General features: G+C 66.4%; 14 protein-coding genes. 7 read left to right on the top strand and 7 right to left on the bottom strand.

Annotated features, from left to right (window positions below; all coding sequences use genetic code 11):
• Positions 1 to 141 precede the first annotated feature (141 nt).
• The 6 genes from DI041_RS20135 (at position 142) to DI041_RS20110 (ending at position 6378) form a co-directional block, all read left to right on the top strand.
• On the top strand, positions 142 to 786 hold the full coding sequence (locus DI041_RS20135; RefSeq protein WP_010483945.1) for a histidine phosphatase family protein: 645 nt from the start codon (positions 142 to 144) through the stop codon (positions 784 to 786).
• A gap of 41 nt (positions 787 to 827) precedes the next feature.
• Positions 828 to 2099: a bifunctional tetrahydrofolate synthase/dihydrofolate synthase gene (gene folC / locus DI041_RS20130; protein WP_046982507.1), complete on the top strand. Its 1272-nt coding sequence runs from the start codon at positions 828 to 830 to the stop codon at positions 2097 to 2099.
• 81 nt (positions 2100 to 2180) lie between these two features.
• Complete coding sequence (locus tag DI041_RS20125; protein ID WP_136639882.1) at positions 2181 to 3221, top strand: SPOR domain-containing protein; 1041 nt, start codon at positions 2181 to 2183, stop codon at positions 3219 to 3221.
• A gap of 46 nt (positions 3222 to 3267) precedes the next feature.
• Positions 3268 to 4047, top strand: a complete 780-nt coding sequence (locus DI041_RS20120; RefSeq protein ID WP_046982505.1) for a CvpA family protein — start codon at positions 3268 to 3270, stop codon at positions 4045 to 4047.
• A gap of 30 nt (positions 4048 to 4077) precedes the next feature.
• Positions 4078 to 5544 carry an amidophosphoribosyltransferase gene (gene purF / locus DI041_RS20115; protein WP_012510177.1) on the top strand — a complete coding sequence of 489 codons (1467 nt, stop codon included), beginning with the start codon at positions 4078 to 4080 and terminating at the stop codon, positions 5542 to 5544.
• A gap of 9 nt (positions 5545 to 5553) precedes the next feature.
• Positions 5554 to 6378 (top strand): ferritin-like domain-containing protein, encoded by an 825-nt coding sequence (locus DI041_RS20110; RefSeq protein WP_136639881.1) that lies wholly within the window; start codon positions 5554 to 5556, stop codon positions 6376 to 6378.
• 70 nt (positions 6379 to 6448) lie between these two features.
• Here DI041_RS20110 and DI041_RS20105 read toward each other — a convergent pair whose 3' ends face one another.
• Entirely contained in the window at positions 6449 to 7906 is a 1458-nt protein-coding gene (locus tag DI041_RS20105; RefSeq protein ID WP_046982511.1) for a T6SS phospholipase effector Tle1-like catalytic domain-containing protein, read from the bottom strand.
• Positions 7907 to 8131: 225 nt separating this feature from the next.
• Here DI041_RS20105 and DI041_RS20100 point away from each other — a divergent pair, with 225 nt between their 5' ends.
• Complete coding sequence (locus DI041_RS20100) at positions 8132 to 9385, top strand: zinc-dependent metalloprotease (protein ID WP_046982503.1); 1254 nt, start codon at positions 8132 to 8134, stop codon at positions 9383 to 9385.
• An 87-nt stretch (positions 9386 to 9472) separates the two neighbouring features.
• Here DI041_RS20100 and lpxH read toward each other — a convergent pair whose 3' ends face one another.
• The 6 genes from lpxH to ppx form a co-directional block, all read right to left on the bottom strand.
• A complete protein-coding gene (lpxH, locus tag DI041_RS20095; RefSeq protein WP_046982502.1) occupies positions 9473 to 10219 on the bottom strand; it encodes a UDP-2,3-diacylglucosamine diphosphatase in 747 nt (248 codons plus the stop codon).
• 160 nt (positions 10220 to 10379) lie between these two features.
• Positions 10380 to 10919 carry a phosphatase PAP2 family protein gene (locus DI041_RS20090; RefSeq protein ID WP_046982501.1) on the bottom strand — a complete coding sequence of 180 codons (540 nt, stop codon included), beginning with the start codon at positions 10917 to 10919 and terminating at the stop codon, positions 10380 to 10382.
• Positions 10900 to 12045 carry a glycosyltransferase family 4 protein gene (locus DI041_RS20085; RefSeq protein ID WP_046982500.1) on the bottom strand — a complete coding sequence of 382 codons (1146 nt, stop codon included), beginning with the start codon at positions 12043 to 12045 and terminating at the stop codon, positions 10900 to 10902. Before DI041_RS20085 ends, DI041_RS20090 begins: the two co-directional genes overlap by 20 nt.
• 144 nt (positions 12046 to 12189) lie before the next feature.
• Entirely contained in the window at positions 12190 to 15114 is a 2925-nt protein-coding gene (locus DI041_RS20080; RefSeq protein WP_046982499.1) for a TonB-dependent receptor domain-containing protein, read from the bottom strand.
• 330 nt (positions 15115 to 15444) lie between these two features.
• Positions 15445 to 18381, bottom strand: coding sequence for a TonB-dependent receptor domain-containing protein (locus DI041_RS20075; protein ID WP_136639880.1), 2937 nt, complete (start codon positions 18379 to 18381; stop codon positions 15445 to 15447).
• A gap of 318 nt (positions 18382 to 18699) precedes the next feature.
• On the bottom strand, positions 18700 to 20226 hold the full coding sequence (gene ppx, locus DI041_RS20070; RefSeq protein ID WP_046982497.1) for an exopolyphosphatase: 1527 nt from the start codon (positions 20224 to 20226) through the stop codon (positions 18700 to 18702).
• Positions 20227 to 20405 lie beyond the last annotated feature (179 nt).

Genomic DNA, 20405 nt, shown 5'->3' with positions numbered 1-20405 from the left:
AAACCCCGCGACCTACGTCGCGGGGTTTTTTCGTGCCCGGCCCGGCCGGGTCCGCCGAACAGGTATCATCCCTGTTCCGTGGACTTCACAGGATGTGAACGAAACGCGGAAACCTCCTCCCCCCCAGGACCCCTTGCACGCATGCGCATCCTGCTTGCCCGCCACGGTGAAACGCCGTGGAACGCCGAAGGCCGCTACCAGGGCCAGATCGATATTCCGCTTTCGCCGATCGGCGAAGCTCAGGCCCAGGCCCTCGGTGCCCGCCTGGCTTCGGTCGACATCACCCGTGCGGTGGCCTCGCCGCTGTCGCGCGCCCAGCGCACCGCGCAGCTGGCGCTTGGCGCCGCGCGTGCCGACATGCTGCTGACCGAGCCGGAGCTGCAGGAAATCGCGCACGGTGAGTGGGAAGGCCTGCTCGCCAGCGAGATCAACGAGAAGGACCCGTCGCGCCTGCAGGCCTGGCGCGAGGAGCCCGATACCGTGCTGATGCCCGGCGGCGAATCGCTGCGCCTGGTGCTGGAACGCAGCTGGCGTGGCCTGGCCCGTGCCACCGAAGGTCTCGGCGAGCACGACACGCTGCTGGTGGTTGCCCATGACGCGGTCAACCGCGTGATCCTGTGCAAGGTGCTGGGCCTGCCGATTTCCCGCCTGTGGACCTTCCGCCAGGCGCCGACCACGCTCAACCTGCTCGAAGGCGCCGATCTGGACAGCCTGGAAGTGGTGCGCCTGAACGACTGCGCCCACCACACGCCGTTCTTCGGCGAAGCCAAGCACCGCGCACTCTGACCCGCCACACCGAACCACCTGTACCTGCTGGAAGCACTGCCGTGACGAACACCCCGACCACCCTGGCCGATTGGCTGGATTACATTGAACGCCAGCACCCGGCGAGCATTGACATGGGACTGGAGCGCGTGCGCACCGTTGCCACCGCGATGGGCCTGGGTGCACCGGCCGGGCGCACCATCGTGGTCGGTGGCACCAACGGCAAGGGGTCCACCGTGGCCTTCATCGAGTCCATCGCGCGTGCTGCCGGCTGGAAGGTCGGCGCCTACACCTCGCCGCACCTGCTGCGCTACAACGAACGTGTACGCATCGATGGCCAGGATGTCGACGATGCGGCGCTGGTTGCTGCGTTCAATGCCGTCGAAGCGGCGCGCGGTGACACCACGCTGACCTATTTCGAGTACGGCACGCTCGCTGCGCTGCAGCTGTTTGCCGACGCCGGGCTGGATCTGGCCGTGCTGGAAGTGGGCCTCGGTGGCCGCCTGGACGCGGTCAACATCGTCGACGCCGATGTATCGGTGATCACCACCGTGGACATCGATCACGCCGAATGGCTGGGCGATGACCGCGAAGCCATCGGTACCGAGAAGGCCGGCATCATCCGCGGCTGGAAGCCGGTGATCCTGGGTGAGACCGATCCGCCATCAAGCGTGCTGGCGCGTGCCTACCTGGTGGGTGCCAACGCGATCCGCGGCGGCAGCGACTACTTCTACGAGCCGATCGATGCCCAGCGCTGGCGCTGGCGCGATGTCGGTACCCGTCTGGAGCTGCCGACCCCGGCGCTGGCCGGGCCGATCCAGCTGGCCAATGCCGGTGCTGCGATCGCTGCACTGCGTGCGCTGGACAAGCCGGTGCCGCGCGCCGCGTGGGCCGAAGGCGTGGCCGCCGCCCGCATCGCCGGCCGCCTGCAGGCGTTCGAGCGTGACGGCGTGCAGATCCGCGTGGACGTGGGCCACAACCCGCAGGCCGCCGGCCAGCTGGCGCGCGCGCTGAAGGCCGAGGCGGTACCTGGGCGCACCCTGGCGGTGTACGCCGCGCTGCAGGACAAGGACGCGCTGGGCGTGGTGCAGGCACTGCAGGACGTGGTGGGCGAGTGGACCCTGGCCGGCCTGGACGGCCCGCGTGGGCAGAGCGCGGCGCAGCTGCAGGCGCGCCTGGCCGATACCGCTGCCGCTGCCGCACAGCTGTCCGACAGCGTCGAACAAGCGCTGGCGCAGGTGCTGGCCCAGGCCAAGCGCGGTGACCGGGTGCTGGTGTTCGGCTCGTTCCACACCGCCGCCGCGGCCCTGCAGTGGCTGCAGGACCCGGCCTGATCCACGTTCAGCCAACGCCGACGCCGTCCGGTCCGGCACCCGTATAATCGACCGCAACCCCCGGACAGTTGCCTGCCTCACGTGGATACGCCTCTGAAACAGCGTCTGATTGGTGCCATCGTGCTGGTAGCGCTGGCCGTGATTTTCCTGCCGATGCTGGTCAAGGGGCCGGCCCCGGACAGTGGCGTGGCCAATGTGCCGATCGCCGCGCCGGATGCGCCAGCCGATGGCCAGTTCGAAACCCGCGAACTGCCGCTGGTTGCGCCGGCGGGCGGTGCCACCGGCCTGCAGACCGGCCAGACCAAGCCGCTGCCGGATGCTGCCGCACCGGCCACGCCGCCGACCGTGGACACCTCGCCTGCGGTGGCCGCCGGCAACTACGCGGTCACCTTCGGTGCCTACGGCAGCAAGGCCGACGCCGATGCGGTGATTGCCTACCTGAAGCGTTCGCAGCTGCCGGGCTTCGCTGAGAGCGCCACCATCAACGGCCGCCAGGCATGGCGCGTGCGGGTCGGGCCGTATGCCGACCGTGCCCAGGCCGAGGCGGCCCGGCTGCAGGCGGTGAAGATCCGTGCGGATGTGAAGGCTGAGGTTATTGCTCTGGATGCGGCGACGGGCGGCAACGCCGCAGTTGCCGCCACTCCGGCGCCTGCGCCGGCGAGTGCGAGCACCCCGGCGGCAGCCACCGCACCCTCGGCCAATGGCAATCCGGTGCGCAGCGAAAGCCTGCCGCCGAGCACGCCGACTGCCACCACCACCCCGGTGGCCAAGCCGGAGCCGCCGAAGCCGGCACCGAAGCCGGAAGCCAAGCCTGAGCCCAAGCCGGAAACCGCGGCCAGCAAGCCGACGACGGCGCCGGCCACGCCTGCAGCCCCGGCCGCCAGTGGCGTCGGCTTCGCGGTGCAGCTGGGCGCTTTCGGCCAGGCCAACGATGCCAATGCCCTGCGCGACAAGGTCCGCGCCGCTGGCTTCAGCGCCTTCGTCGAGCAGGTGCGTACCGACAAGGGCACCCTGCATCGTGTCCGCGTCGGACCGGTGGCCAACCGCGCCGACGCCGAACAGCTGAAGGCGCAGGTCGCCGCCAAGGTCGGCGTGGCCGGCATGGTGCGACCGCACCCATGACCCACGCGCAGCCCCGTTGCCAGCGCCGCCGAAGGAGCGGGGCGCCATGATCGACGTGGTGCTGCTGATCGTGATCGCCGCCTCGGCCCTGCTGGGGATGCTGCGCGGCTTCGTCGGCATCGTCATCGGCACCCTGTCGTGGCTGTTGGCCGCGTGGGCCGCCTTCGCCTTCGGCAATGACGCGGCCCACTGGTGGGCCGCACCGGCCGCACCGGGCGGCGAGCACTTCGTCGGTGGCTACCTGGGCGTCGGCATCGGCGTGATGATCGTGGTCGCGGTGATCGGCATGGTCATCAAGGCCATGGTCCATCGCAGCATGCTGACCAGCCTGGACCGCCTGCTGGGCGGCGTGCTGGGCGTTGTCCGTGGCGGCCTGATCGCCGCGATCCTGCTGCTGCTGGGCAGTTTCACTCCGCTGACCGCCGAGCCCTCCTGGCAGCGTTCGGCGGTGCGCCCACTGCTGAACCCCACCGTGGCCTGGATGAACAGCAAGCTGCCGCACTGGGAGGTTCCCGGGGCCGATCTGCTGCCCAAGGCCTTGCCGACCGACGCGCTGTCCCCATCTGCATTGATGGAGTTGGGCAAGAACGCAGGCGCCGGGTTGGGAAAGCCGGGCGCGGCAGGCGATAATGGCATCCTCAATCAGGTAGTGGCAGGCAGCGGATGGCTGCGGCCTGCGAAAGCGGAACAGGGCGATTCCTACGATCCGGCCGAAGTGCGTCCGGACGCCCCAGCACTGCCGGACAGTATCGAGCCGGGCGATCCGGCCAATGTCGACCGCGCGCGCGGCGACCACCGCGGCCAGGTACGGCCACCTTCCTTGTAACTGGGCACAGCCCAGCGGAGACCTCGCACCATGTGTGGCATCGTCGGAATCGTCGGCAACCAGAACGTCGCCGGGCAGTTGTATGACGGCTTGACCGTTCTCCAGCATCGCGGCCAGGATGCGGCGGGCATCGCCACCGTCAATGGCAGCCGCCTGCGGGTGCAGAAGGCCACGGGCCTGGTCCGCGATGTGTTCGATGCACGCACGATGTCCACCCTGGAAGGCAGCGTCGGCATCGCCCATGTGCGTTACCCGACCGCCGGCTCGGAAGGCATGGACGAGGCACAGCCGTTCTATGTGAATTCGCCCTACGGCATCGCGCTGGCCCACAACGGCAACCTGATCAACACCGAGGCGCTGCGCCAGCAGGTGTTCGAGCAGGACCGCCGCAACGTCAACACCGATTCGGACAGCGAAGTGCTGCTGAACGTGTTCGCCTACGAACTGGAGCAGCAGCGCCAGCTCAGCCCGGAAGCCGCGATCCGCGCGGTGGCCGGCGTGCACCGTCGCTGCAAGGGCGGTTATGCGGTGGTCAGCGTGGTGCTGGGCCTGGGCCTGGTCGCCTTCCGCGATCCGCATGGCATCCGTCCGCTGGTGCTGGGCAAGCGCAGCCACGCCGAGGGTGACGAGTACATCGTCGCTTCCGAATCGGCTGCGCTGGACGTGCTGGGCTTCCAGCGCGTGCGCGATGTGCAGCCGGGCGAAGCGCTGGTGATCACCGCGCGTGGCGAGCTGTTCTCGGAGATCTGTGCCGAGCCGGCCGAGCACACCCCGTGCATCTTCGAATACGTGTACTTCGCGCGCCCGGATTCGATGATCGACAACGTCTCGGTGCACAAGGCGCGCATGCGCATGGGCATCAAGCTGGGCGAGAAGATCCTGCGCCTGCGCCCGGACCACGACATCGACACCATCATCCCGATCCCGGATACCTCGCGCGATGCCGCGCTGGAGATCTCCAACGTGCTTGGGGTGAAGTACCGCGAAGGCTTCATCAAGAACCGCTACATCGGCCGCACCTTCATCATGCCGGGCCAGGGTGAGCGGGTGAAGTCGGTGCGCCGCAAACTCAACCCGATCCACCTGGAGTTCCGCAACCGCGTGGTGCTGCTGGTGGACGACTCGATCGTGCGTGGCACCACCAGCCAGCAGATCGTGCAGATGGCCCGTGATGCGGGCGCACGCAAGGTCTACCTGGCCAGTGCGGCACCGCCGGTGCGTTACCCGAACATCTACGGCATCGACATGCCGGCGGCCGAAGAGCTGGTCGCGCATAACCGTACCGTGGAAGAGATCGAAGCCCACCTGGGCTGTGACTGGCTGATCTACCAGGACCTGGAAGACATGGAAGCGGCAGTGAGCGAGGGCAACCCGGCGCTGCGCAACTTCGATTCGTCCTGCTTCAATGGCCATTACCCGACCGGCATCGAGCCGGGCTACTTCGAGCGCATCCAGCAACTGCGTTCGGATGACGCCAAGCACAAGCGCCGCGCCTGAGGTCCAGGCGTGATTGACGTGCCCGACGTCGGTGGCGATCTGCTGCGTGCCGCGCAGCAGTGCCTGGCGGAAGCCGACGCGGTGCGCAAGGTTGCGCTGACCCAGGCTTATGCGGCCGCGTTCCGTGCTGGCCGCCTGAAGGTGGCGGCCGATGCGCCGCCGCCCGAGCCGATCCGCATGCCGGGCCGGCCGGCGCAGCTGGTACTGGTGCATCCGCGCGAAGTGCCTCGACGTGGACTGGGCGGCGTGGAAGGGCGGGCTGCCTTCATCCATGCCATCGCCCACATCGAACTCAACGCGATCGACCTGGCCTGGGATGCGGTGTATCGCTTCCGTGGCCTGCCGCCGGCGTTCCTTGCCGATTGGGTGAGTTGTGCCGACGACGAATCCCGGCACTTCATGCTGCTGCGCGAACGCCTGCAGGCCCACGGCCATGATTACGCCGATTTCCCCGCGCACAACGGCTTGTGGGAGATGTGCGAAAAGACTGCGCATGACGGCCTGGCACGCATGGCATTGGTGCCGCGGGTACTGGAAGCACGTGGCCTGGACGTGACTCCGGGCATGATCGAGAAACTGCGCAATGTCGGTGACGCTGAAACCGCCGACGTGCTGGAGGTGATCCTGCGTGAGGAAGTGGCGCACGTCGCTGCGGGTTCGCGCTGGTTCCGCTGGTATTGCGACCGTGCCGGTATCGAGCCGCGCGCACGCTTCAAGGAGCTGCTGGTCGAATACGCTGGCGGCTATCTGTATGGCCCCTTCAACCTGGAGGCGCGACTGCTGGCCGGCTTCGATGCCGACGAACTGGCCAACCTGGTCGAGCAGGCCGGCTGAAAAAAGGGACGGAGGGGATCAGGTCGTTTGAGGCACAAACGACCTGATCCCCTCCGTCCCTTTTTTTGCTTCACCCGTTCGGCAACACCACGCGCCTGCCATCCACCGTCGGCCGGTTGATATAGAACAGGCCGGGCCCTGGCCGGTAGGGCAGTTCGCTCACCCCGGCATCGGCGGCATAGGTCAGTGCGGTATCGCCCAGTGCATCGAAATTCCAGTGCGCAGACTGCATCAGATAGCGCCGCCTCAGCAGCGACTCCTGGGTCGGGGTCAGCGTCTGCCCGGCGACCAGTCGCCGTGCAATCGGCAGCAGCGCGGAGGGGAGCGCCCAGCCTGGAACATCGGCTGCATCGGCACGCCACTGCACGCCGGCATCGCGTGCGTGCTGCTGCATCACCTGCAGCGCAATCAGCTGGTACCGCCAGTCGATGCGCCGGCGCAGCACGACGGCAGCAGTCACGTACAGCACCGGTGACAGCACCACGCTACGGCTGCCGGCACGACGCTGCTGCTGCCACTGGTGCCAGACATCGACCCACACTTCCTTCTGGTCCGCGCCCAGTTGCTGTCGCCAGCGCTCGGCATCGGCCTGTGCTTCGGCATAGGCCGTGGTTGCCTGCAGGACTGTCAGGGGCGGTATCTGGTAATCGGCAACGGCCGTGCGACGCAGCTGCTGCCGGCGCGGACGACTGAGCAGCTTGGGGCCTTCTTCGATCTGGTTGTAGCCACCGCCGATGTTGGCGTGCACCCCCGGCAGTGCGATTTCAGTGAAGGGAGGGGCCACGCTGGTGAGCGGGTAGTGCTGGCGATGTTCGTCGCGTGCGCTCAACTGCAGCACCTGGCCGGCAATGCCGGTACGCAGTGCGAGCCGTGGCTGTTCGTCGGCGCGGCCGCCATTGACTGCAACCACGGTGTCGAACAGGCCGATGAAGCGCAGTGCCGGTGTTGCGGCAGCGAAGTCACCGGTACAGGCCAGGCCGGACGATTGCAGCAGTTGCCGCCAGCGAGCGTTGTCCCAGGCCTGCAATTGGTTGGCAAGATCACGTGCAGCGGCGGCACCGCGCGAATAGCCGAACAGGTCGAGCTGCACGCGGCGCAGCGGCTGCTGCCAGCGTGTGGCCAGTTCGCCCAGCGCGGCCGGCAGCAGCACCTGCAGCGCGCGTTGCACTTTGGCCCGCACGCCGCTGGCGCCGATACCGAAGGCCAGGCCGATCAGGTCGTCGTCTGCATCATCGCGGGTGCCGACGCCTTCCACATAGATCGACAGCGATGCAGTCGCCAGCGTATCGCGGCGACTATCCGGGTACAGCTGCTGCAGGCGGGCGATGTTGGTCAGGCCGTTGTCGTAGCTGCTGGTCAGCCGGCTCTGGTAGGTCGAATCGTCATCGGCGCGGAGCTGGGCCGGGCGCGGCTGTGGCAGCTGCGGGCGGCCGCGTTCCAGATTGTGTGCGTTGTTGCGGGTGCCATCGAAGAACAGGCCGATCCGCAGCAAGCCGACATCTTCGTCCGTGTCCTGCGATGGTGCCATGTGCATTCCCCGTCGTGGCTGCATCACGGTAGCGCGAAAGCGATGTGTTGGCGAAGTGTAGTGACGCTTTTGACCTGACTGAACGCAGATGCGGTCGATCACACTTCCTGATTTTCATTCCCATCTTCTATTGAATTCACACGACCCACGCAGGCCAGATGGCCAGACCCGGCAAACCCGGGCGTGCTGCATCAACGCTGTTCACATCATTCAAGGAGCGACGCAATGTTGTCCAGATCGATTGGCAAAGCGGCAGGTGGCCTGGTGTTGGGTTTGTCGGTGGCGGCGGCCGCGCACGCCGCACCGTTGTTCGAGCCGGTGACGGTCATCAGCCGGGCATCGGCAAACAGTGAGCCCGCGCTGGGCAAGCTGCTCGCCACCCCGTCCACAGCGACGGTACAGGAAGTGCGTGTCGATGCTGCTGCCACCGCGCAGCCGCAGCTGGAGTTCGAACTGCTCGGCCAGCGCGTACAGGCACTACGCAGCAAGGTCGAGTCGCTGCCCGATGGCGGCAGCATCTGGTATGGGCAGTTCCGCTCGCCCTCCGACCGGCTGACCGCTGCCACTTCGAACGGCCAGGATGATCCTGGCAATTCAGTGATCCTGGTGCGTTCGGGCAACACCATCACCGGTTCAATCCGCAAGGACGGCAAGCTCTACCGGCTGCGTCCGCTGGGTAACCGCCATGTGCTGGTGGAAGTGGACGAGTCGCGCATGCCGGCCGACCATCCGGCCGACTACAACCAGCTGCCGAAGATTCCGATGGGCGACAACGATCGCATCGGCATCGCGCAGGCTTCGTCCGGTACGCCGGCGACCATCCGCGTGCTGGTGGTGGCGACCAATGCCGCCGTCGCAGCCTATGGCGGCAACATGCAGTCGCTGGTGCAACTGGCGGTAGCTGAATCCAACCAGGGCTACGTCAACAGCAACGTGGGCATCACCATGCAGCTGGCCGGCTACGAGACCACCAGCTACACCGAGTCCGGCAACTTCACCACCGACCTGACCCGCTTCCGCAACACCAGCGACGGCTACATGGACAGCATCCATACCAGCCGCAACAACACCGCTGCCGACGTCGGTGTACTGCTGATCAACAACACCAGCTACTGCGGGTTGGCTTCGGGTATCGGTTCCACCGCATCGACCGCGTTTGCCGCGGTGTACTGGGATTGCGCCACGGGCTACTACTCGTTCGCTCATGAAATCGGCCACCTGCAGAGCGCACGGCACGACATCGCCAGTGATCCGAGCACGTCACCGTACGCCTATGGCCACGGCTATCGTTATGAGCCGGCGAGCGGATCGCGCTGGCGCACGATCATGGCCTATGACTGCTCGGCCGGCTGCCCGCGGCTGAACTACTGGTCCAATCCGAACATCAGCTACAACGGTGTGCCGATGGGCATCGCCAGCAGTGCCGACAACCAGCGTGTGCTGGTCAACACCAAGGCCACCATCGCGGCCTTCCGCTGAGTCCAGGCGCCGGCCAAGGTCGGCGTCTACCAGGGCGCGTGCACCTGCTCTGGTAGATGCCAACCTTGGTTGGCACCCTGCGATCCATCATTCGCGGCTGAGCGTGTCCAGGGTCCAGCCATTGGCGTCCACGCGCAGCACCGAACCCTGTTCGTACCAGTCGCCCAGCACGATGCGGGTGCAGGCACGGCCACCGACCTGCAGTGCATGGATGGCCGGGCGATGAGTATGGCCGTGGATCATGGTGTCCACCCCATGGCGCACGAAGGTGGCATCGACTTCGGCCGGGGCCACGTCGGTCACGGTCTCGAACTGCGCACGATCGCCCTGCTTCATTTCCGACTGGCGGGCCTGGCTGGCGTCGCGTGCCTTCTGTGCGAACGCGATGCGCGCGGCCAGCGGCTGTGACAGGAACTGCGCCTGGAATGCGGGGTCGCGCGTCTGTGCGCGGAACTGCTGGTAGGGGATGTCATCGGTGCACAGCAGGTCACCGTGCTGCAGCAGCACCGGGCGGCCGTACAGCTCGATCACGCACGGGTCGGGCAGGATGCGCAGGCCGGCGCGGCGTGCGTAGTCCTCGCCGAGCAGGAAATCGCGGTTGCCACGGATGAAGTATGCGGGCACGCCGCTGTCGGTCAGCACCTTCAACGCATCGGCCACCGCATCGGCGGCGGGCGAGGGGGTGTCGTCGCCGATCCAGGCTTCGAACAGGTCGCCGAGGATGTAAAGCGCATCGGCGGTGGGCGCCTGCTCGCGCAGGAAGCGCAGGAACAGGTCGGTGATCTCCGGACGGCTGGGGTCCAGGTGCAGGTCGGAAATGAACAGCGTGGTCATGCCTGCATTCTAGGGCATCCGCCCGCCGGGGATGCCGCTGCGCTCGCCGGACACGGCCCGGCGCTACCAAGGGGCTGCTGCGCTCGCTGGGCCTGGCGCGGCGTTGCCCGGGAATCGCGTGCTGACCGGTGGCGCCGGGCCATGCCCGGCGGAAAGCACGTCACACCGGCAGCGGCAACCAAGCCAGGCTGGCCGCGGCCAGCAACGCGGCGATGCCGGTGGCAGCGAGGACATCGCTGGGGTAGTGCAGGCCCAGCACCACGCGCGACAGCGCCACACCGACGGTGAACGGCACCAGCAGCGGTGCCAGCCACGGATAGTAGGCCAGTGCGACGATGGTGAACGACACTGCGTGCAGGGTGTGTCCGGAGGGGAAGCTGAATTCGTCCAGCGGTGCCACCCAGGCGCGAATGCGGAGGTCGGCGGCGTACGGGCGCGGGCGCCGGGTCCAGCGCTTGAGGCTCTTGTACAGCAGCAGCGCGGCCAGGCCGGTGGCTGCCATGTGCACCGAGGCGCGCAGGCCATCGAAGCCATCGAGCAGCACCAGCGCGCCCATCAGTACATACCAGAACACGCCATCGCCGAGCCGGCTGATGACCGAGAACAGGCGGCGCACGCGGCGGCGCCGGCAGTAGTGGTTGGCCCGCCGGCACAGCCGTGCTTCGCGGCCGGCCAGCAGTTCAAGCGGCGTGGTGCGCATGGCCGCTCCTCCGCGACTGGGCCAGCTCGGCCAGCAGGGCATCGAACTCGGCCACCACCTGCTGTGGATGCAGGCGTTTCATCGCCTGCGCGGCATTGCTGCCCAGTGCGTGGCGCTGCGCATCATCAGCGGCCAGTTGCACGGCCGCTTCAATGAACTGCTCGTCGTTATCCACCGCTGCGCCGTTCTCGCCGTTGCGCAGGTACTCGCGGGCGGCACCGTAGTCGAAGGCCACGGTTGCCAGGCCGCTGGCCATGCTTTCCAGGGTCACGTTGCCAAAAGTCTCGCTGCGGCTGGGAAACAGAAACAGATCGCCGCTGGCGAAGTGCCGTGCCAGGGCATCTCCGCGCTGGATGCCACAGAAAATGAAGTCGGGGTTTTCATGCGCGAGCTTCTCGCGGGCCGGGCCATCGCCGACCCACACGAAGCGTGCCTTCGGCCGGATCTGCTGCAGCCTGCGGAACGCCTTCACCGCCAGGCCGAGGTTCTTTTCTGCGGCGATACGCCCGACGTAGATCGCTACCAGGCCGTTGCCGTCCACACCCCATTCCTCGCGCAGCGCAGGGTCACGACGGCTCGGATCGAACTGCTGGCTGTCGACTGCGCGCGCCAGCAGGCGCACGCGTTCGAAGCCCTGTTCGCCGAGGAACTGCTGCAGCTCGCGGGTTGGCACCAGGGTCGCATCGGCCTGGTTGTGGAAGCGACGCATCCAGCGCATTGCCGCTGCCTGCAGCCAGGCCACGCCGTAGTCGGGCAGGTACTCGTCAAAGCGGGTGTGGAAGCCACTGGCGACCGGGATGCCGAGGCGGCGCGCGGTGCGCAGTGCCGACCAGCCCAGCGGGCCTTCAGTGGCGACGTACACTGCATCCGGGCGTTGCTGCTGCCAGTGGCGGCCGAGCCGGATCGGTGCGGGCAGGCCGAAGCGCAGGCCGGGGTAGCGCGGCAGCGCTGCACCCGGGACCAGCAGGGTGCCGGGTGCTGAATCCAGCGCTTCGCTGGCCTGGCGTGGCCGGATCAGGTCGATGTCATGCCCCGATGCGCGTAGCCCCTGTTCCAGGCCCTGCACGGTGAGGGCAACGCCATTCACTTCCGGCGGATAGGTCTCGGTGACGATGGCATAGCGCATGGCGGGCCTCCGGGTTTCCGGCATGCTCGGTCCTGGCGATGTAGCCGATATGACCGCTTTGCGACCGCCAGATGACGCAGGCCTGGACGCGCGACGCCACGGCCCCGAAGGGCCGTGGCGTAACAGCTCACGCCGTGTGGTGGATCAGAAGCGCTGCTGGTATTTCATGTAGATGAAACGGCCGATGTCAAAACCACCGTAGTAGGAGAAATTGGAACTCGGCTGGCTGTACATGACCGGGCCCTGGCGGCCGAACACGTTGTTGGCGCCGATTGAAACAGTGGCGTCCCATGGCAGGTTGTAGCGGGCCTGCACGTCGTGGAAGGTGACCGATCCGCGGCGGTTGTAGTCGCGCGTGCCACTGAACCACGGTGCGCGCTGGTTCGGGTGCGAGCACTCGTTCGGATAGTCCGCCAGGCCCAGGCAGCGTTCCTTCACTGCGGAGAAATAGCGCAGGCTCCATGTGAGGCCGAAGTCGCCACGCTCCCAGCCCAATGACGCGTTGGAACGCACGCGGAAGCCGATGCCCCCATTGGTGGCGATGCCATTGCTGGGAATCGGCGGTACATCGACCTCGTTGGTGGTCCGTTCTTCCGCAGCAACCACATAGGTGGTTTTCCAGTCGGCGCTCAGCGTGCCCCAGGACGTTTCGATCTTGTGGCCGACCTCCAGGTCATAGCCTTCGGCCTGGCGGAAGCCGCTGTTGCGGCTGCCATAGTTGAGCTTGTTGACGATGCCCAGCTCCGGATCGCGGGTGAAGCTGCCGCAGCGCTCGGCAATGCCCAGCTCGTAGCAGTCGCGAAGGATGTCGTTGGGGTGGTCGGCGACGATGGTGTTGTCGATGCGGATCTTCCACCAGTCCAGGGCGATGTTCAGCCCTTCGGCGAACGTCGGGCTCCAGACCAGGCCCAGCGTACGGCTGGTCGAGGTCTCGGGCTTCAGGTTGGGATTGGAGCCGTTGGTGAAGGGCAGGGGAGTCTGCCCACTGCTGCCGGTGATCGGTTCATTGCCCTGGCCGAGCTGGCGGTAGCTGTCCGCATTGGCAATGTCGGCGGCGCAGCGTGCACGCACTTCCGGACTGCTGGCCGCAGCGCCGTAGACGGTGTCGCAGGGGTCACGGAAGCCGGTGGTGAAGGTCTCCGAGCCACCGCCGTACAGGTTGGAAATGGTCGGTGCGCGGAAGCCCTGGGCCCAGGTGCCGCGGACCAGCAACTGGTCGATCGGCTTCCAGGTGAAGCCGAACTTGCTGTTGAGGGTACCGCCGAAGGTGGTGTAGTCCGAGTAGCGAGTCGCAGCGCTCAGGCTCAGCTCACGTGCACCGGCCAGGTCACGCAGCACCGGCACGCTCAGCTCCAGGTACGCCTCGTCGACACGATAGCCGCCGCCGGTAGGACCTGAGGCCAGGTTGGTGGTGGCGCCGGTCTGTGCCAGTGCATCGGGGATGAAACGTCCATCTTCGCGACGGCTCTCGGCACCGACGGCGAAGCCCAGCTCACCGGCCGGCAACGTGGCGAGGCTGCCGCTGAGGCTGGCGAACAGGTTGCGGGTGGTGGTACGGCCACGGGTGAGTTCTTCCGGGAACAGCCAGTCCTGCAGTTCCGGATTGCCGGTCAGGCCATAGGGATCATCCTGGCCATACGGAACCAGCGGGTTCCAGGGCTTGCAGCCGGCAATCGGCGCCTCCGGCGTACCGCATTCGACCTTGCCGGTTGCCGGGTTGTAGAACGAGGGGCCGGTGGCATCGGCAACGCGCTGCTTGTGCAGGTTGCCGGTGGCGCGCTGGCTCAGTTCACTGCGGTTGTACTGGTAGCCTGCTTCCCAGTCGAATTCGCGACCGCCGAACGCGAAGTTGCCTTCAAATGCTGCAACGCCCTGCCAGGTGGTCAGTTCGCTGGTGCTGACGCGTGGAATCTCCCAGGTGCGGCGGTTCCAGTGCACGTCGCTGGGGCTTTCATAGCCATGGTGGCTGCCGAACGGATTGAACCAGCTGTCGGCGGACATCGGCGTGATGCCGGCGGCAGCGGACTGGAACGGATAGCCCGCGATCTGGCGGGTGGTGGTGCGCCGGTTGTAGGCCAGCTGGGTGTTGAAGCGGACCTGGTCATTGAGATCCATGCGTGCGTCGACGAAGATCGAGTCGCGCTTGATCGGCGTCTGCACGTGCATCTGCTCGTTGCTGTTGCTGACGTCGCCGGTGAACGGCGTGTTGTCGCTGAGATGGAAGCTGTCCGGACCGCCCGGCTGGCTGCCACGGTCGAGCGAATAGCTGCAGCCACGGCTGTTGCTGCAGCCCGGGCCCTTGAAGCCGGTGATGCGGCCCCACTGGCCGACCGTGGTCCAGCCGTCGTCCGGATGGCGATCAGTGTAGGTGTAGGCACTGAAGCCACGGTCCTTTGCCCACACGCCCTTTTCTTCGACATGCTCGGCGGCGACGCTGATCGAGGCGCGGTCATTGGACCAGCCGGCCACCACGTCGTACTGGGTGCGGGCGCCGTCGCCCTCGCTGTACTGGCCGTGGTAGACGCTGGCGGTCACGCCCTCGACGTTGCGGCGGGTGATGATGTTGACCACGCCGGCCATCGCATCGGAACCGTAGATGGCCGAGGCGCCATCCTTGAGGACTTCCATGCGCTCCACGGCAGCGGCAGGAATGCTGGAGATGTCCTGGTAGCCGGAGGTGGTCATGCCCAGGCGCTTGCCATTGACCAGCACCAGGGTGCGCTGCGGGCCGAGGCCGCGCATGTCCACGTAGCTGCCACCAGAGGCCTCGCCCGCGCTGAGCGGGCTGGCACGGCTGAGGGCAGGGCTGCCGGTCGCGGTCAGGTTCTGCAGGATGTCGGCGACGGAATTGAAGCCCTGCCGCTCGATGTCGGCACGGCTGATGGTCAGCACCGGTTGCGCGGTTTCCAGGTCGACCTGGCGGATGCGCGAGCCGGTGATCTCGATGCGATCGAGCGTGGTGGCGTCCGGCGCGTGCTGGGCGAATGCAGGAACGGCGAGCGCAGTGGCTGCGGTCATCGCAAGCGCGCGACGGATCGCCAACCCCAGTTCGGGAGTACGGATGGTCATGGGTCTCTCTCTCTTCTAGGTCTTCGGTGCGCTGCCAAAGCGGACGGCGCAAATACCACCGCAGACGGTGGAGACTCGACGCTAGTGAAGGCCCGATGAGAGAGGTATGGGAAAGGTACGAATCTGCAATCGGCGAGGCTGACGCATCTGCACAAAGTCGATGCGAATCAGGTGGCTGCGCTGTTCGATGACGCGTCACCGCCATTCCGGGATTGCCGCGATGGAGACGCAGCGAAGGAGGCCGAGCCTGTCAAACACGTCAACCTGCGCAGAAACAAAAAAACCACGGCCCCGAAGGGCCGTGGTCGTGGTGCATTGCCGCGCGATGGATCAGAAGCGCTGCTGGTACTTCATGTAGACGAAGCGACCGATGTCGTAACCGCCGTAGTACGAGAAGGCCGAGTTCGGCTTGCTGTACATGACCGGGCCGTACTTCTCGAACACGTTGTTGGCACCGACCGAGACGGTTGCATCCCACGGCAGCGAGTAGCGGAACTGCACATCGTGGAAGGTGACCGAGCCACGCTCGTTGTAGTTGCGTGCACCCTTGTACCACGGGGCGTAGACGTTCGGATCCGAGCATTCACCCGGGTACGAACGGATGTCCACGCACTGTTCCTTCACGCCGGAGTAGTAGCGCGCGGTCCAGCTCACGCCGAAGTTGCCCAGGTCCCAGCCCAGCACCAGGTTCGAACGGACGCGGAAGTTGCTGCCGATGCCGTTGGAAACAGTCGGCACCACCGTGGTGTCGTTGGTCGAGCGGTAGATGCTCTTGCTGACATAGGTCGTGGCCCAGCCGGCGTTGAACTTGCCGACGCTGGTATCCAGGCGGTAGTTCAGGTCCAGGTCGTAACCTTCGGTCTCCATGAAGCCGGAGTTGCGGCTACCGAAGGTCAGCTTGTTGACGATGCCGGCGGTCGGACCCGTCGAGGTGTCACGGGTAAAGCGGGCGCAGCGAGCAGCAACGCCCTGCTCATAGCAGTCGATCAGGATCTGGGTCGGGGTATCGGACACGATCGTGTTGTCGATACGGATCTTCCACCAGTCCAGCGAGGCGTTGAAGTTCTTGATGAAGCTCGGGCTCCAGACCAGGCCCAGCGTCTTGCTGGTCGAGGTTTCCGGGGTCAGCTTCGGATCCGAGCCGGACACGAACGGCACCGGCGTGGCGTCGGTGGCGGTGGTGACAGCCTGGTTGCCCTGCTTCAGCTGGCGGAAAGTGTCGGCATTGGCGATGTCACGCGCACAGCGGGCACGCACTTCGGCACTGGTCTTGGACGAACCGAACTGGACGTCGCAGGGATCGCTGAACTGGGCGAAGGTTTCCGAACCACCGCCGTACAGGTCGTTGATGGTCGGGGCGCGGAAGCCCTCGGCCCAGGTGCCACGGACCAGCAGCGAATCAAACGGCTTCCACTTGAAGCCGAACTTGCTGTTGAGCGTGTTGCCGAAGGTGTCGTAATCGGAGAAGCGGGTCGCGCCGTTGAAGGTCAGTTCCTTCGCACCCGGCAGGTCGGCCAGCACCGGCACGTTGATTTCCAGGTACGCCTCACTGACCTTGTAGTCGCCACCGGTCGGGCCAGCGGCCAGGTTGGTGGTGGCACCGGTCTGCGCCAGCGGATCCGGGCGGTACTGGCCCGATTCCTTGCGGCTTTCGACACCGAACGCGAAGCCCAGGTCGCCGGCCGGCAGGGTCACGATGGAACCGGCGATGTTGGCGAAGAAGTTCTTGCTGGTGGTCTTGCCGGTGGTGACCTCCGGCGGGAACAGCCACTGCTGCAGAGCCGCATTGCCATCGATGCCGTTCGGATCGATCTTGCCGTACGGCACCAGCGGGTTCCACGGCATGCAGTTGGCGATCGGCGCGCCCGGGCGGCCACACTCGACCTTGCCGGTGGCGGCGTTGTAGTACGACGGGCCTACGCCGGCGGCGACGCGGCCCTTGTGCAGGTTGCCGGTGGCGGTCGATTCCAACTCGTTGCGATTGTACTGGTAGCCCACTTCCCAGTCGAAGAAGCGCTCACCAATCTCGAACGAACCGTCGAACGAAGCTACCGCGCGGTAGGTCTTCAACTCGCTGGTGGTCACGCGCGGCACTTCCCAGGTACGGCGGTTCCAGGCCACGGCGGTCGGGTTGGCGTAGCCGTGCTGGTTGCCGAACGGGTTGAAATAGCTGTCAACCGACATCGAGCCAACGCCGGCAGTGCTCGACTGCAGCGGGTAGCCGGCGATCTGGCGGGTTGCCTCGCGCTTGTTGTAGCCCAGCTCGGCGCGGAAGTTGACGTTGTCGGTGATCTTGAAGCGACCGTCGAAGTACACCGAGTCGCGCTTCAGCGGGTAGTTCACGTGCATCTGCTGGTTGGCGTTGCTGACGTCGCCGGTGAACGCAGACGGATCGGTGATGTGGTAGTTGGCCGGGTTGGTCGGGTCGGCGCCGCGGTTGAGCGAGTAGTTGCAGCCGTCCTTTGCGTTGGTGCAGCCCGGGCCGCCCTTCAGGCCGGTGAACTGGCCCCACTGGCTGATGGTGGTCCAGTTGGTCAGGTTCTCGGCATGGCGGTCGGTGATGCCGTACTCGCTGAACCAGCGGTCCTTGGCCCATACCGACTTTTCTTCGGAGTGTTCAGCGGCCAGGGTCAGCGAGATGCGGTCATTGCTCCAGCCGGCCACCACGTCGAAGCGGTCGCGCGCGCCGTCGCCCTGGCTGTACTGGCCGTGGTAGACGTTGGCGGTCACACCGGTGACATTGGAACGGGTGATGATGTTGACCACGCCGGACATGGCATCGGAACCGTAGATGGCCGACGCGCCATCCTTCAGTACTTCGATGCGCTCCACGGCAGAGACCGGAATCGTGGAGATGTCCTGGTAGCCCGAGGTGCTGATGCCCAGGCGCTTGCCGTTGATCAGCACCAGCGTGCGCTGGGTGCCCAGGTTGCGCATGTCGATGTACGAACCACCCGCGTTCTCACCGGCAGTCAGCGCGTTGGCGCGGCTGATCGCCGGGCTGCCCATCGCGGTGACGTTCTGCAGGATGTCGGCGACCGAGCTGAAGCCCTGCTGCTCGATGGCCGAACGGGTGATCGCGAACACCGGCTGGGCGGTTTCCACGTCCACCTGGCGGATGCGCGAACCGGTGATCTCGATGCGGTCGAGGTTGGTGGGAGTGGCGCCGCTGCCGTCCTGGGCGAACGCAGGCAGCGAAGCCAGCGCTGCGGTGGTTGCCAGGGCATAGCGGATGGCCTGCCCCAGTGCGGTGGTGCGTGAAGTCATGGCGAGCTCTCTCTCTCAGGTCGTGCAAAAGACGCCAAAGTGGGCGTCGAAGAAGCCGGCGGGTCCAAGGACTGAGCCGGTGACCTGATAGTAGTCTCGTTGGTTAATGATCTGTAAAGATTTCGTATCCAATTATTTCGCGATACGCCGCTTCTTTTCACAAAAAATGAACAAAAGCATCGACTTACGCGAAGCGGGCCTGACGCGCAGTCGTTCGAGGTCGCTGCATCGCAACAAAAAAAGAGGCCAGATTGCGCAAAGTGTGACGGATTCGGCCCCGAGCACGGTCCACATAGACCCGAGGCCAACCCCCCTCGATCAAGCCACGAACGGACGGAACTGGATGCCCAGGCCGGCGATGCCGTCGGTTTCGCCGATCAGGTCGGCGCGCAGCAGCGGGCGCGCATCGATGAATGCCTGCGGCACGATCAGCGACAGCCGGTTGTCGTCGGCGGTCAGCTCCAGCACCGGCATAGGGTCGTCTTCGTGGGCACGGTTGAGCAGCACCGCCAGGCGCAGCAGCGCGGCCAGCCGGCGTGCGGTCAGCAGCAGTCGCTCGGGCAGGGCATCGAAGGCGGTCTTGGTCACGCTGCGACGGTGGCTGCGCACCAGCGCGGCCAGCATCTGCTGTTCCTGCCGCGAGAAGCCGGCGATATCCGAGTTCTCCAGCACGTAGCTGCCATGCACGTGGTAACCGCTGTGGGCGATCATCAGCCCCAGCTCGTGCAGGCGCGCGGCCCAGCCAAGCATGCGCGCATCGTCGGCGTCGAGCTTCCAGCGCTCCTGTACCTGCTCCAGCAGCGACAGCGCGGTGTCCTGCACACGGTCGGCCTGCACCGTGTCGATGCCATAGCGCTGGGTCAGCGCGGTGACCGATTCGTCGCGCAGGTCGTTCTCGCCGGCGCGGCCGACGATGTCGTAGAGGATGCCTTCGCGCATCGCCGCCTTGCTGACCAGCAGCTTCTGCAGGCCCAGCGCCTGGAAGGCAGCCTCCAGCACCAGGATGCCGCCGGCGATGATCGGGCGGCGATCGCTGGACAGGCCCGGGAGCTCGATGTCGTCGATCTTCTTGGCTTTCAGCAGTTCGTCGCGCAGCTGCGGCAGGGCTTCGGCGGTGATCGCGCCCTTGCTCAGCTTCATCGTCGCGCAGATTTCGCTGATTGCCTTGTGCGTACCCGATGAGCCCAATGCTTCCTGCCAGCCCAGGGCGCGGTACTTGCTGGCGAAGGGCTGGAACTCGCGGCCGATCTCGGCCAGCGCATCTTTCCAGCGCTTCTTGCTGAGCTTGCCGCCCGGGAAGAAACGACGGGTGCTGGCGATGCAGCCGGCCTGCAGGCTTTCGCGCTCCAGGGTCTGCATGCCCATGCCGATGATGAACTCGGTGGAGCCGCCGCCGATGTCGATCACCAGCCGGCGCTGGCCGGGCTTGGGTGGCTGCGCGTGGGCCACGCCAAGATAGATCAGGCGCGCCTCTTCTCGGCCGCTGACCACTTCGATCGCATGCCCGAGCGCGGTCTCGGCCGGAACCAGGAACGATTGCGGCGAGCGCAGCTGGCGCACGGTATTGGTGGCCAGCGCGCGTACCTGGTGTGGCGGCACATTGCGGATGCGTTGGCCGAAACGGGCCAGGCACTCCAGCGCGCGCTGCCGCGCGGCGGCGGAAAGTCCACCCTTGCCATCCAGGCCATCGGCCATGCGCACCGTTTCGCGCAGGCGGTCGATCACCCGCAGCTGGCCGAGCGTGTAGCGCGCGATGACCATGTGGAAACTATTGGAGCCAAGGTCGATGGCGGCCAGCAGGTCGCCATCCTGCAATGCGGGCGGAGTCGTGGTGGTATGCGGCATGGACGAATGTTAGCCGAAGGGGCGGTGTGCTCGTCACCGCACGGCCTTCACATTTTGGAAGAGGAGGGGGCGGCAGGGCTGCGTCCTGCACCTGCCGAATCAACGGCAACGGCGGGCTATCCGTGGGATGGCGGGGTGGGTCCGGTTGCGGGGGCGCTGCAAGTACGTCGATGTAAGCT

It is taken from the genome of Stenotrophomonas maltophilia, assembly GCF_004920835.1.
Classification (GTDB): Bacteria; Pseudomonadota; Gammaproteobacteria; order Xanthomonadales; family Xanthomonadaceae; genus Stenotrophomonas; species Stenotrophomonas maltophilia_AQ.
The sequence above is the reverse complement of the archived record's forward strand: the minus strand, read 5'-3'. Positions and strand labels throughout refer to the sequence as shown.